The organism is Legionella resiliens, from assembly GCF_021344005.1.
In the GTDB taxonomy this organism is placed as follows: Bacteria; Pseudomonadota; Gammaproteobacteria; order Legionellales; family Legionellaceae; genus Legionella; species Legionella resiliens.
Window position 1 is genome coordinate 1 of record NZ_JAJTND010000004.1, and the last position, 13,953, is coordinate 13,953.

Consider the following 13,953-nt stretch of genomic DNA (forward strand, 5'->3'; position numbering starts at 1 on the left):
CGATCGTTCAGGGTCTGTTTACCTGAGGTATCGTCAGTTTTGAGAAACCTCCACTAAATTTTTCGCCTACCTACCGCGCTTAATTTCTTCGTCTACGTACCGCGCTTTATGCGCGGTATCCAGGGGATGTTGCTATAGAAATGCTCAGCGGCATCTTACAATATCCCCCTGGATACCGCGCATAAAGCGCGGTACGTAGGAAAGCAGTACGTAGAGAAATTTAAGCAGTACGTAGAGAAATTTAAGCGGTACGTAGAGAAACTTAAGTGGTACATGATAAATTTAAAAAACTGACGATCGTTCAGGGCTTGTCCGCGGGGCGTAGGGCACAGATGTGAGCAAGAGACACCGGCTTGTCCGAGGGATCCAGGAAATCTGCGCAAACAATGGATCTTGCGGACAAGCCGGAATCTTCTATACATCGTTGAAAAACCAGTCCAGCTTTATTCCTACATCCCGCGGCTTGTCCGCGGGATCCAGAAGATCTGCGCTAAAACACTGGCCCCCGCGGACAAGCCGCGGGGCGTAGGCAGAGAGGTAATCAAGAGGTAGGTGCAGCTAGCGGCATTGGAGTTACAAAGCCTATTACACTTATTTTTTCAGCTATAATCAAAAGGTAAGAATTCTCTTATTTATAGATAGGGAGATCATTATGTTAAAGTGGGCGCTCATCTTTTTAGTTGTCGCCATTGTTGCAGGTTTATTTGGTTTTCGTGGGATTGCGTCTACGGCTACAAGTATCGCCAAAGTGCTCTTCTTTTTGTTTATTATTATTTTCCTGTCATTATTAATTTTGAGTTTATTTGGAACTGCAACACTTAGTGCTGTGCCGTAACCTGGGTGATGCGAAGCGAAACCAGGAACGAAAATCGCTCTAAAAATCTCTGACAGACTACAATGTCAAAACAAGATTTCAATCCAACGTCTTGTACGAGAGTAGTTGCCAATAGAATTTTTTAGGACAGAGAAGCCATATCAATAACAAAACGATAGCGAACATCACTTTTCACGACACGTTCATATGCTTCGTTGACTTGGTGTATGGGGATTAATTCAATATCCGATGCGATGTTGTGTTTGCCGCAAAAATCAAGCATTTCCTGAGTTTCTTTAATGCCTCCAATCATTGATCCAGCCAAGCTTCTTCGTCTGGATATCATGGAAAATGGATTAACTGGGATGGATTCTTCTGGAATGCCAACTACGACCATGGTTCCATCACGTTTAAGTAATTTGATGTATTCATTCCAATCGATTTTAGCGGAAACAGTACAAATAATAAGATCAAAATAATTAGTTAATTTATGAAAGGTATCAGGATCCGAAGTAGCAAAGAAATGATCAGCGCCCATACGTTTGCCATCTGCTTCTTTATTCAGTGAATGGCTCAATACAGTTACTTCTGCCCCCATTGCATGGGCTAATTTGACTCCCATATGTCCAAGCCCCCCCAAACCTAAAATACCCACACGTTTTCCAGGACCAGCATGCCAATGTCTTAGAGGGGAATAAAGTGTGATTCCCGCACAAAGAAGCGGTGCTGCTGCATCCATAGGTAAATTTTTAGGAATTCTTAGGACATAATTTTCATCCACTACAATTTTGGTAGAGTAGCCACCTTGAGTAAGATTACCGCTATGTCGCTCAGTATTGTTATAGGTTAAAGTCATTCCGTTCTCGCAAAACTGCTCCATTCCTTCATGGCAGTTTTCGCATTGTCGGCAAGAATCAACAAAACAACCAACTCCAACAGGATCACCCACTTTAAACTGAGTAACGGATGAACCTACCTGACTGACTACACCAACAATTTCATGTCCTGGAACCATTGGAAATAAGGAGCCGCCCCATTCATCTTTCACTTGATGAATGTCTGAATGACAAATGCCGCAGTAATGGATGTCAATCAGTACATCATTTTTCCCAACGTCGCGCCGATCAAATGAAAAAGGGGTGAGTAGCGCTTTTGCGCTTTGAGCGGCATAGCCTTTTGCAGGTATCATTTAAAACTCTCCTTGTTTTATGGAAAAATTTTCTTGTTGTGGAATGAGGAAAACTAAAAATCTTGGATTCAATTTGTAAAGCGAATAAACTTTTAATTTAAACTGTAGCCTGGGTGGAGCGCAACGGAACCCGGGTGATAAACAGTGATTTTTATCTGAGGCCCTGGGTTGCGGCTTGCGCCTCCACCCAGGCTACAATTCTTTCAACTTTATTCTTTTATTGCAGGTTCTCTTTTTTTATTGCTTTCCCCTCTAGGAGCCGAGGATTTGACATTCCCTTGCTGCTGACTTCCTTTTCTACGGTTTTGACCTGAAGCTTGGCTCGTATTTGTATTTGTATTTGTATTTGTATTGGTTCGTTGTTGTTGATTACCACTGGGCCGGCGTCGTCGGTTTTGTGATCTTCTGTCCCCAGAACCTTTAGAAGTTTTTGCTTGAGGCTGATTACGGCCATGCATTCTTTTAGATTGGCTTTGTGGTGCCGGACTTAAAGAGTCTGTATTCCCACCACCAAATAAACTTGACCATAAACGTTTGATAAAACTGGTTTGGGCACTTTTTGCAGGCGGATGTTCTGTAAAGGATTTGACTGCAGGTTCATCACGTAAAGAAGCTTCAGCATCACTACTGGTAACCTGTAATTCAGGTTGTTGAATTAAAGTATAACTGGGCTTTTTAGATTTACCTACGTTATCTTCTTTTAGCCGCGTGATTGAATACTGAGGTAAGTGCATGAAGGGATTAGCGATAATCATCACTGTGACACTATGTCTTTTTTCAATGTCTCTAATGAAACTGCGTTTTTCATTGATGATGAAGGTTGCCATTTCCGCAGGAAGTTGTACTTGTATTTCAGCGGTCTTTTCCTTTAATGCTTCTTCTTCAATAAGACGCGTAATAGCTAGCCCATGAGACTGAATATTACGTACCGTCCCCCGTCCTTCACATCGTGGGCAAACTTCCTGAGCGCTTTCACCCAATGATAATCTGAGGCGTTGACGAGACATTTCCAAAAGACCAAAACGCGAGATACGTCCAATCTGGATACGGGCTCTATCTGCCTGTAAGGCTTCTTTCAAGCGATTTTCTACATCACGTTGATTCTTACTGGAACTCATATCGATAAAATCGATAACGACCAAACCACCCAAATCGCGTAGACGTAACTGACGTGCAATTTCATCAGCTGCTTCGATATTTGTATTGAAGGCTGTTGCTTCAATATCTGCCCCACCAGTTGCTTTAGCTGAGTTGACATCAATTGACACCAGAGCCTCGGTTCTGTCGATCACCAAAGCGCCTCCAGACGGCAACATAACTTGTCGTTGGTATGCAGTCTCTATTTGGCTTTCAATCTGATAAAAGTTAAATAAGGGAATGCTGCTGTTATAGAGCTTCAGGTTTGGTAAAAATTCAGGTTTTACCCGCTCAATGTATTGTTTGGCTTTAATGTAAGAAATTTGATCGTCAATGATGATTTCGCTGATTGATTTGCGTAAGTTATCGCGAATAGAACGGATGATGACGTCACCTTCTTGATGAATCAAACAGGGGGCAAGTTCTGTATTATACGCTTGTTTGATTGATTGCCATTGATTGCACAGCATATCCAGGTCATCTTGCAATTCTTCTTGGCTTTTACCTACACCGGCTGTGCGGATAATAAGTCCCATATCTTCGGGTAAAGTCAGTGCGTTGAGTGTTTCACGCAGTTCATCACGCTCGTCCCCTTCGATACGTCGTGAGATTCCCCCAGAACGTGGGTTATTAGGCATCAGAACCAGGTAGCAACCTGCTAAGGTAATGTAGGTAGTCAGCGCAGCACCTTTGCTGCCTCGTTCTTCTTTATCTACTTGGACCAGTAATTCCTGACCTTCACGGATTAACGAAGTAATTGGTGGTTTTTCATCCCCAAATTCTTCAAGATTTTTGCTTAGATATTCAGGGGCAATTTCTTTAAGAGGCAAGAAACCTTGTCGTTTGGAACCGTACTCTACAAAAACAGCATCAAGGCTTGGTTCTCGTCTGGTAACGGTTGCTTTATAGATATTCCCCTTTTTTTTCACTTCACCAGGACATTCAATATCCAGGTCAAACAAATAACGGTCTTTCACAAGTGCAACACGAACTTCTTCGGTTTGTATTGCATTGATTAACATTTTTTCCATCTATTACCCCATAATTAGGGCGCAGTCATTTAAGTTGAGATAGTATAAGGCTCAAAATACCTTAGAGGTTCAATTAGCCTGTCTACAACTCTACTATCTTGAGTAGGAATGCATTGCTTTTCTGTGCTCCGAGGCTCGCATACTGATGTATGCGCTGCGCTTCAGTGCTCGAAAATCAAAGCCTTGCGACTCAATCTAGCGAATTGTAAACAAGTCCTAAGATTTACTGGTATTTCTACGCTTTTGGCTGATGTCGGGATTTTTTGTGCTTCGTTGCACACTTCAGTATGCTTTGTAGCAATGTTTGGAACCCCGGGTGTTTCACCGCAAGTAGGTAGTAGGTCAGTAGAATCTGGAATTGAACAATAAGCGATGTGAACTTTAGGCGAACCCATAGCCATAAAAACAGACTTTACGCATGTTCCCTTTTCAATGAGAGGTGCACACTGTGAAATATACTGGTTACAAATCAAACGGGTTGAAATATGAAGCCAAAGGCGTGCGAAAACCCTGAAGTAATTCATAATCGGTATAAAGCATGTCTGGCATGCGTAGGTTTCTGTCAAAAATATGCTCAATTTATCTCTGGCATTGGGTCGCTTCCTTATATCTTTAAGCTTAAATGGAAGCGCTATTTTTTATTTTAACACGTAATTATTCATTTAGGTTGGGTTAAACCCCCATTTCCTCAATGACTAGCGTATACTTTAAAGTAAATAGTCACGCTTTTTATTTAAATGCGTTATAATTCGGTTGCATGGAAATTTTCCCACGCTATAGGCGATCATATCAAAAAAATCACGCCCAGCAAACAGGTTTATTGACAATGAGTGAAGTTAGTTATAAAGAAATCAGTAATGAAGAAGAAGGGCAACGTCTGGATAATTACTTAATTCGTATTTTAAAAGGTGTTCCCAAAAGCCATATCTATAGGATTATACGTGGCGGAGAAGTCCGGGTTAACAAAAAAAGAGCGCAAATCAACTCAAGATTGCATGCTGGAGACAGTGTACGGATTCCTCCAATCCGCCTGTCAGAATCAAAAGAGGTATTTGTCAGTGATAATTTGGCAAAACGGCTGAAGGAAAGCATCATCTTCGAAGATTCTTGTTTTTTGGTAATTAACAAGCCAGCAGGTATTGCCGTTCATGGAGGTAGTGGTTTGAGTCTTGGGGTAATCGAAGCGTTGAGAAAAACCAGGAATGATTTGCATTATTTGGAATTAATTCATCGTCTTGATAAGGAAACCTCAGGGTGCCTTTTATTAGCCAAAAAAAGAAGTACGCTCAGGGCAATACATGCGTTGCTTGAGTCACGTGAGGTGCAAAAAACTTATTGGGCATTACTAACACATCGCTGGGAAAATAAAAAACAAGTAATTGTTCGTGCAGCCCTTGAAAAAAATACTTTAAAATCAGGTGAACGTATTGTATCGGTTAGAGAAGAAGGAAAAGCTTCTGAAACAGAATTTAGGCTTCTTGAAAATTATCAACAGGCATGTTGGGTTGAAGCCAGTCCCAAAACGGGGCGTACGCATCAAATTCGTGTGCACAGTGCTCATTTAGGACATGTCATTGTCGGAGATAAAAAATATGGAGCACTTGCAGGAGAAATCGAAGGGATAGATAATCAGCATCATCGTCTTTTTTTACATGCACGATCCATTCAATTTGAATTGAATGGTACAAAGCATTTTTTTCAAGCTGATGCAGATAACCATTTTTCTACCGCACTAAAACAATTACGTGCGAGGAGCGTAGTGAGCAATGAGCAATCCATATGATTTGGTAGTATTTGACTGGGAAGGTACTATTGCGGATACTTTAGGGATAATTTTACATGTAGTTGCTACAGAGGCGAATGTGCTGGGATTTGGTAACTTTGATCCCCACCAGGCGAGAAAATATGTTGATTTGGGTTTAGTACAGGCTTTGAGGAAAACCTATCCTCACTTGACAGCAACTCAACATCAACAATTATTACAGGCCGTACAATTGGCCTTGAACTCTCGCTCATCCGATGTCTGTTTGATGCCTGGCGTGCGTGAACTGATCTATCAATTGCACGAGGCTAAGATAAACCTGGCAATTGCCACCAACAAAGGACATCAATCCTTGTTACGTGCCTTGCAGGCTGCGGGCCTTGATACACTGTTTAAAGTAACGCGCTCTGCGGGGCAGGTCCCTGCAAAACCTTGTCCGCAAATGTTGGAGGAAATTATTGAGGAGTATGGGGGAACTGCTGCGACAACTTTAATGATAGGCGATTCACTAACCGATATGGAAATGGCAAAAAGTGCTCAAGTTACTGCTGTAGGAATAGATATTTATCATCAACAAGAAGAAGCAGCCCTTAAGGTCGCTGGTGCGATCGTAGTATTTGATGATTATAAACAGGTAATCGATTTCCTTAATTTAGCGAAAAGTAGTTAACTACAGACGTAATTGTTCTGCCTAGGCAAGAAACATGGTAACTTCCAGGATTCCTGGTTATGTTTCATTTTACTTAGGCTGGATTTTTGGGCTTACTCAGAGGATGGGGGTTGCTTTATTTAGTCATATGTATAGGGAGTATCAAGCGTTGAGTACATTAACCAGTTTGCCGAATTTATTAACATTGCTGCGGATTATGCTGATTCCAGTATTTGTTATTATATTTTATTTGCCTTTTTCATTTGCGCATATGTTGGCAGCAAGTATTTTTGCTGCAGCAAGTTTTACTGATTGGTTAGATGGCTATTTGGCACGTAAACTCAAGATGATGTCTCCTTTTGGTGCTTTTCTTGATCCTGTGGCAGATAAGCTATTGGTTTCCACCAGTTTGCTGTTATTGGTAGGAGCTAAGGAAATTAATTACATTACTATTCCTGCTATTGTCATTGTTGGACGTGAAATTGTTATTTCCGCATTACGTGAATGGATGGCTGAGATTGGCCGAAGGGCGAGTGTTACCGTAGGTTATGTGGGTAAGATAAAAACGTTTTTACAAATGATTGCTTTATTTTTATTGCTCGCTTTTAATCCGGTTGATACTTGGGGTGGTATCTTTGGTTTTGTCTTACTTTATGTGGCTGCAATTTTAACGATTTGGTCGATGATTATTTACCTGGTAATTGCTTGGCCAGAATTAACGAAAAAAAATTAATTTTATTATTGACAGGGTGTTAAATTTCGGTAGAATCACACCCCGTAGAGACGCGGGAATAGCTCAGTTGGTAGAGCACAACCTTGCCAAGGTTGGGGTCGCGAGTTCGAGTCTCGTTTCCCGCTCCAAATTAAAGCGACAAAAAAGTCGCTTTTTTTTTTAGAGCTACGAAGAAGATACAGAAGTATTAATTGGGGCTGTGTGGCAGAGTGGTCATGCAGCGGCCTGCAAAGCCGTGTACGCCGGTTCGATTCCGGCCTCAGCCTCCATAATCGATTGCCCAGGTGGCGAAACAGGTAGACGCAAGGGACTTAAAATCCCTCGGTGGTAACACCATGCCGGTTCGATTCCGGCCCTGGGCACCAATCAACTTATTCTGTAGCAAATAAGATTAAAGCAAGAATTGCAAAGACCATACCCAATCCATGTTTGAATGTTAGTCCTTGTTTCAGAAACACAACGCTTAACAATAGAGTAATCATAGGATACATTGATGTGACAAGCACTACGGGCATTGTAGGTCCATTACGTAGCGCAGCAATGAAAAAAATGCAGGCAACCCCACTTGCTAAACCGTTCAATAGTCCGTATGCACTCCCTTTAGGGCAAAGATCCAGTTTGAAATCAAGTAATACCAATGCGATGATGCCGGAAATTAATACACCTATGCTTGAATAAAAAGTGATGGACAGGGGATTAATAAAACTTGATGCTCTTGTGCCCCAATAGCCCCAGACACCATAAAGACACAAAGCTATGAAGGAAGGATAATACCAAGAGCTAGGATTCATACACATTACCTTACCTGATACCAGGTTTTACATATTAGTTATATAGGATAACCGCTCGTTGATTTAAAAAATACACTACCGAGTATCCTTTCTTGATTCCTGGATCACTCCACCCAGTCATATTTGCACTTAGCTAGGAACTACTCTTTGTTCCGCTGCTGGCGAGTTGGATTGATAATCCAGTTCTCTTTGTTTACCTAACCATTCAATTAATCGAGTACGAAACGTTTTAAAAAATAAGCAGAAACGATTGGATGAGCGCACTTGAGCCATTTCATCATTTTGATACAAATCCATTACTTCTTTTGATGTGGTTAATTTTAAATTCAAGGCAACTTTATCTGCATGAAAGGCAATGTCAGTCAAGGCACAATTTTTTAATTTGAAGAAATCCTCGACAATTTCACGACCTTCTATTTTAAAATCAGTAAGCGTAAATTGATGTTTTGCGAAGTAGGTACAGTTTTTACCATTTGTTGCTTTTAATTCTTCATGGGCACCTGCTTCAATAAGTGCCCTACTTAAATCATCAAAATGATAAAATCTTGCCCAATGAAGCGCAGTCATCCCATGATTGTCTGTTTGATTTACACTACATTTTAACGCGCGCATTTTTTCCAAAATATGCGTTGCAGCCTCTTTATCGGCTAGTTTGCAGGCTAAGAGCAGGGCTGTATTGTCATACGAGGTTGCTAAGAGCAGTTTCGGGTTTGCCAAGTCCAATGCTTGATTCAGATTAAAAAAGTTGCGATCGATAATGGCTTGATGTAACGGGGTATTGGTTGGTACTACATCATCATAACTTCCTTTCGCAGGGAGAGAAAGTCGGCAAAATAGATTGAGTCTTTCTAATGTTTCTTCGCATGATCCAACAGATTGCAGTTCGTGCAGGTAGACATTGAAAAAAATATTCAGTGCGTCTAAATGATGTAATAAGGGCAGAATGTGTTTTAAAACAGTGGGGTGCAACAAATCATTACTTTGTAAATAGCCCAGGAACGATTGAAGTTTTTCTATACTTTTTTTATACCTTAATTGAGGGAGCATTTCTTCTATTATATCTTTTCGCAACAGATCGAGCTTGCCTACGAACTTAAGAAATTGTTCAAGTGTTCGCAGATCTTCCCCGGAGTAATTCACCGTAGTTAATAATTCTGCCATTAAAGGAATTAATTCAGAAGGCAGGTTTTTACAGAGCCCAAATAGATCAAAAATTAAATACCACTCGCTATATTCCTCCGTATATTGCAGGTCACCCTCATGCCTGCTAAAACGAAATGGGGTCACATGAGTTATTTGCGCATATCGAGCAAGTTTATTTTTTTGGGCTAAAAAACAGATGAGCTCATAAATTTTATCATCGCGTGCAGGAGTCATCATAATTGCTTTAATCAGCGCTTTACGTGATTCCTGGCTTGTATTTTCATTAATAAACAGGCGCAAGGCCGAAACAGGGTTTGAAAACTGTTTTGCTTTAATGAAGGAAACGAGATGAATGAAATCAGTTAACTGGTCAAGTGCTTCGCCACCTTGAACTACCTGAAGTTCTTCACCCACCAGAGCATCCAGTTCATCAAAAGGAACATCAGGTTTATTGATTAAGGCAATAATCTTATCACTGAGAATAATTTTTTTTATTTCTACTTGCGATGAAGCCATAATCGTCCTCCTCTTAAGTCAAATACTGGTTTTATTGATAAAACATCTTACTTTAAATAAATTAAATTCACAATTTGTAAAATTAATGATTTTTATAGAAATATAAGGTATAAGAGAAGGCAACCGTCCTGCATAAAGAGATATCCACAAATTCTGTGGATAAGTTTGTGGGTTATCTGATGAAGAAAATAATAAATCGGAACTGGGTATAAGGTATATCTCTTGGATGATTTTTTCTCTACAATAAGACTTTAACCAAAATCAAAGCAAATATGTATAAACCATTAGCCCTTTTTATGGGGTTGCGCTATACGCGTTCCAGAAAAAAGAATCATTTTGTTTCTTTTATTTCGTTAAGTTCGATGTTAGGCATAGGCTTAGGAGTGATGGTTCTCATTACGGTCTTATCGGTAATGAATGGATTTGACCAGCAAATCCATAATCGATTTTTCGGGATGGCCCCTGAAATTACGGTTTCCGGGCCTAGTGAACGACTGAGTAATTGGCCTGAAGTGGCAAAAAAAATCCAAACAATTCCTGAAATTAAAGCACTCGCGCCCTATGTTGGGGGACAGGGATTAATGGTTAATGATGGACAGGTTTTACCTATTGTCTTGACGGGAATTTTACCCGAAAAAGAACAACAGATGAGCCACTTAAAAGATAAATTGCTTGCTGGGAGTCTAAATAATTTAAAAGATTTTGGCATTATCTTGGGTAGGGGACTTGCAGACAGCCTGGGAATGATGATTGGGGATAAGGTCACCGTTATGATTCCCCAAGCAACAGTTACCCCTGCCGGAATGATTCCTCGTTTTAAGCGATTCACAGTAGTTGGGGTTTTTTCTGCTGGAAGCGGGTTTAATTTTGATACTAAATTAGCATTTATCAATATGGGTGATGCGCAAAAATTATTGCAAATGGGAGATGAGGTAACTGGTATCAAAATGAAAATAGATAATGTTTACCAGGCACCGGAATTATCTGCTCAATTATCTCATTTATTGGGTGGCGAATATCAGGTGGGCAATTGGACGCAACAATATGGTGCATTTTTCCAAGCGGTTAAAATGGAAAAAACAATGATGTTTCTGATCTTATTACTGATTATCGCTGTGGCTGCATTTAATCTGGTATCTTCCCTGGTGATGGTTGTTAATGACAAACAAGCAGAGATCGCAATTTTAAGAACTATTGGTGCGACTCCTTCTACCATATTATGGACTTTTATCGTGCAAGGAATGATGGTAGGAATTGTAGGCACCTTGTTTGGTTTACTTGGTGGATTAGTATTGGCAAAAAATGCGACCACAATTGTGAATCATCTGCAAAGCTGGTTTCATGTTAAAGTTTTATCGTCCAGTATTTATTTTGTTGATTATTTGCCTTCCGAGATTCTGTTTAGCGATCTATGGAAGGTGTGTGTAATGGCATTATTAATGAGTTTTCTCGCAACAATTTATCCTGCCTGGCGGGCCTCAAAAACAGTGATTGCGGAGGCTTTGCATTATGAGTGAGATTATTTTAAATGCGGAAAAACTATGCAAGTCATACAACGACGGTACTTCTAAAGTTGAAGTATTGCGAGGGATTGATTTGTCCATAGCTCAAGGTGAGCGCTTAGCAATTATTGGGCCTTCAGGGTCTGGGAAAAGCACTTTATTGCATTTGTTGGGGGGATTGGATAGGCCAACAAGCGGAGATGTACGGATTAAGGATGTAAATTGGCAAACAATAAATGAAAAACAACGATGTAAACTACGTAATCAGGGTTTGGGATTTATCTACCAGTTTCATCACTTGTTACCCGAGTTTACAGCACTTGAAAATGTTTGTATGCCTTTATTATTAGCAAATATTTCAGTGAAGGCTGCAGAGGCTGAAGCAAGTAAAATGTTGGATGATGTTGGTCTAAAAGAAAGAAAAACACATAAACCTGCACAGCTTTCAGGTGGAGAACGACAACGGGTTGCGATAGCTCGAGCTTTAGTGCACCAGCCTTATTGTGTATTGGCAGATGAACCTACGGGAAATCTGGATCAGACAACCGCAACAAAAGTATTTGATTTAATGCTGGGATTGAATAGAAAAATGAATACTGCTTTGGTTATTGTGACGCATGATCATCAATTAGCCAATCAAATGGATAGGGTTTTAGTGCTGGGAGAGGGTATTTTATCTGACTTTAAGTAGATTTGGGCTATTAGTTAAGATCCAACCGGAATTGTTTAGAATGATAAAATAGGAAATAATAAGATGTTTAAAAAAACTGAAAAGGCGGCTAAAAAGCAATCAACCGATGCCGATGATTTGCCTCGAAATATCCCCTTGAGTAACTCTCAAAGTTTAATAAATAAGATCACGACAGACAAAAATCAATATGTGCTCGCAGATGCTGGATCCCCATTAACTTCCCAAGGTTTCTTGTCTCCCCCAAAAAACCGTAATCCCTTAAAAGAAAAAGATATGCAATCGTCTAATATCGAGAAACTAGAAACAATACTCGAAGATCCCAATGAAGAAGAATCTTCTAAGAGTGAATTGATTCGCTTCTAACCTATTGGCCTACAATATTTTAATGAATTGGAAGAAGCAGAGTTCGTATCGAACTCTGCTTCATATTCCAAGAAGATAGACTTATTCTTAATAATCGGCATGTCCTGGTGTGCGTGGGAAAGGAATAACATCACGTACGTTGGCTAAACCAGTAACATAGCTTACCAATCGTTCGAAACCTAAACCAAATCCCGCATGAGGTACTGTGCCATAACGACGCAAATCTCGATACCACTGATAGCTTTCTTTATTTAGATTGCATTCCTCGATGCGCCTATCCAGAATATCCAGGCGTTCTTCGCGCTGACTGCCTCCGATGATTTCACCGATTCCCGGTGCTAAAACATCCATAGCGGCAACTGTGTTTCCATCATCATTGAGACGCATGTAAAAACCTTTAATTTCTTGAGGATAGTTAGTAAGTATCACGGGTTTTTTACAATGAATTTCTGCCAGATAGCGTTCATGTTCAGACTGTAAATCCAATCCCCAACTCACAGGAAATTCAAAAGACTGACCGCTTTTTTCCAAAATTTTAATGGCATCGGTGTAAGTCATGATTTCAAAATCCGAATCCACAATATGTTCTAGGCGTTCAATACATCCGGGGGCAACGAATTGATTGAAAAAGCCCATATCATCCGCACGCTCGTCAAGAACAGCTTTACATAAATAGCGCAACATACTTTGACTTAAATCACAAATATCTTGCAAAGTTGCAAAAGCAACTTCAGGTTCGATCATCCAGAATTCAGCCAGATGGCGGCTTGTATTTGAGTTTTCAGCGCGGAAAGTTGGTCCAAAAGTATATACTTTGGACATAGCCATACAATAGGCTTCTAGGTTTAACTGTCCTGAAACAGTAAGAAAAGTCTCTTTACCAAAAAAGTCTTTGCTAAAGTCAATTTGGCCGTATTCATTTTTAGGTACATTTAAAAGATCTAAAGTGGATACGCGAAACATTTCACCCGCACCCTCACAATCGCTTGAAGTGATAATGGGAGTATGTACCCAGAAAAAACCTTGCTCATGGAAAAAACGATGGATTGCTTGTGATAGGCAATGGCGGATTCGCGTAACCGCACTAATTGTATTTGTACGAGGTCGCAGATGGGCTACCTCGCGTAGAAATTCCAGTGTATGACGTTTCGCCTGAATAGGGTAAGTGTCTGGATTCTCTACCCAACCTACGACTGTAATCGAGTCAGCCTGAATTTCAAAAGCTTGGCCTTTTCCTTGTGAAGCGACTAATTTCCCTGAGGCAATCAGAGAGCATCCGGCATTAAGTTTGCTGACTTCTTCATTATAATTAGATAAACCATCCGTAGCTACGATTTGAATAGGAGCAAAACAGGAGCCATCATGCAGGCTAATAAAAGATAAGCCCATTTTGGAATCACGTCGGGTCTTTACCCAACCTCTAACAGTAACGTGTTCATCAATGCTGATTTCACCATCTAAACACTGTTTTATGGTAAAAACTTTGGTCATTTTTTACTCCTCACTCTGTATATATTTTTGCTTGGTCACAAAGCATTTTTAGGGCTTGTTTCCATTTCATTCTCTTGGCCAAACTATCCTGATTTCCGGGTTATGACATACTTTGGGTACATGCCCTTCGGTGCTCGAAAA

12 protein-coding genes and 3 tRNA genes are annotated in these 13,953 nt (G+C 40.4%); 10 read left to right on the plus strand and 5 right to left on the minus strand.

Annotated features, from left to right (window positions below; translation table 11 throughout):
- The first annotated feature begins 652 nt into the window (after positions 1–652).
- Positions 653–835 carry a DUF1328 domain-containing protein gene (locus LXO92_RS05480; protein WP_182351736.1) on the plus strand — a complete coding sequence of 61 codons (183 nt, stop codon included), beginning with the start codon at positions 653–655 and terminating at the stop codon, positions 833–835.
- A gap of 121 nt (positions 836–956) precedes the next feature.
- Here the strand turns inward: LXO92_RS05480 and LXO92_RS05485 are convergent, their stop codons facing one another.
- Positions 957–2,003, minus strand: a complete 1,047-nt coding sequence (locus tag LXO92_RS05485; RefSeq protein WP_182351737.1) for an NAD(P)-dependent alcohol dehydrogenase — start codon at positions 2,001–2,003, stop codon at positions 957–959.
- Between the two features lie 209 nt (positions 2,004–2,212).
- Positions 2,213–4,171, minus strand: a complete 1,959-nt coding sequence (locus LXO92_RS05490) for an Rne/Rng family ribonuclease (protein ID WP_232890533.1) — start codon at positions 4,169–4,171, stop codon at positions 2,213–2,215.
- 826 nt (positions 4,172–4,997) lie between these two features.
- On the opposite strand from LXO92_RS05490, the gene LXO92_RS05495 reads away from it, so the two are divergent.
- The 6 genes from LXO92_RS05495 to LXO92_RS05520 all read left to right on the plus strand — a co-directional run bounded on the left by LXO92_RS05495 (position 4,998) and on the right by LXO92_RS05520 (position 7,680).
- Positions 4,998–5,954 carry an RluA family pseudouridine synthase gene (locus tag LXO92_RS05495; protein ID WP_232890534.1) on the plus strand — a complete coding sequence of 319 codons (957 nt, stop codon included), beginning with the start codon at positions 4,998–5,000 and terminating at the stop codon, positions 5,952–5,954.
- Entirely contained in the window at positions 5,938–6,603 is a 666-nt protein-coding gene (locus LXO92_RS05500) for an HAD family hydrolase (RefSeq protein ID WP_182351740.1), read from the plus strand. The genes LXO92_RS05495 and LXO92_RS05500 overlap by 17 nt, the downstream gene beginning before the upstream one ends.
- 148 nt (positions 6,604–6,751) lie before the next feature.
- A complete protein-coding gene (pgsA, locus tag LXO92_RS05505) occupies positions 6,752–7,315 on the plus strand; it encodes a CDP-diacylglycerol--glycerol-3-phosphate 3-phosphatidyltransferase (protein ID WP_182352744.1) in 564 nt (187 codons plus the stop codon).
- A 52-nt stretch (positions 7,316–7,367) separates the two neighbouring features.
- Positions 7,368–7,443, plus strand: a tRNA-Gly gene (locus LXO92_RS05510).
- Between the two features lie 67 nt (positions 7,444–7,510).
- Positions 7,511–7,584, plus strand: a tRNA-Cys gene (locus LXO92_RS05515).
- A gap of 9 nt (positions 7,585–7,593) precedes the next feature.
- Positions 7,594–7,680, plus strand: a tRNA-Leu gene (locus LXO92_RS05520).
- A 6-nt stretch (positions 7,681–7,686) separates the two neighbouring features.
- On the opposite strand, the gene LXO92_RS05525 is transcribed toward LXO92_RS05520, so the two are convergent.
- Both LXO92_RS05525 and ankQ read right to left on the minus strand, forming a co-directional pair.
- Positions 7,687–8,106 (minus strand): EamA family transporter, encoded by a 420-nt coding sequence (locus tag LXO92_RS05525; protein ID WP_232890535.1) that lies wholly within the window; start codon positions 8,104–8,106, stop codon positions 7,687–7,689.
- Between the two features lie 129 nt (positions 8,107–8,235).
- Positions 8,236–9,765: a Dot/Icm T4SS effector AnkQ/LegA10 gene (ankQ, locus tag LXO92_RS05530; RefSeq protein WP_232890536.1), complete on the minus strand. Its 1,530-nt coding sequence runs from the start codon at positions 9,763–9,765 to the stop codon at positions 8,236–8,238.
- A gap of 272 nt (positions 9,766–10,037) precedes the next feature.
- Here ankQ and LXO92_RS05535 point away from each other — a divergent pair, with 272 nt between their 5' ends.
- The 3 genes from LXO92_RS05535 to LXO92_RS05545 all read left to right on the plus strand — a co-directional run bounded on the left by LXO92_RS05535 (position 10,038) and on the right by LXO92_RS05545 (position 12,321).
- Positions 10,038–11,282 carry a lipoprotein-releasing ABC transporter permease subunit gene (locus LXO92_RS05535; protein ID WP_182351743.1) on the plus strand — a complete coding sequence of 415 codons (1,245 nt, stop codon included), beginning with the start codon at positions 10,038–10,040 and terminating at the stop codon, positions 11,280–11,282.
- Positions 11,275–11,958 (plus strand): lipoprotein-releasing ABC transporter ATP-binding protein LolD, encoded by a 684-nt coding sequence (gene lolD, locus LXO92_RS05540; protein WP_182351744.1) that lies wholly within the window; start codon positions 11,275–11,277, stop codon positions 11,956–11,958. The genes LXO92_RS05535 and lolD overlap by 8 nt, the downstream gene beginning before the upstream one ends.
- 63 nt (positions 11,959–12,021) lie before the next feature.
- On the plus strand, positions 12,022–12,321 hold the full coding sequence (locus LXO92_RS05545) for a hypothetical protein (protein ID WP_232890537.1): 300 nt from the start codon (positions 12,022–12,024) through the stop codon (positions 12,319–12,321).
- A gap of 87 nt (positions 12,322–12,408) precedes the next feature.
- On the opposite strand, the gene asnS is transcribed toward LXO92_RS05545, so the two are convergent.
- Positions 12,409–13,812 carry an asparagine--tRNA ligase gene (asnS, locus tag LXO92_RS05550; protein WP_182351746.1) on the minus strand — a complete coding sequence of 468 codons (1,404 nt, stop codon included), beginning with the start codon at positions 13,810–13,812 and terminating at the stop codon, positions 12,409–12,411.
- Positions 13,813–13,953 lie beyond the last annotated feature (141 nt).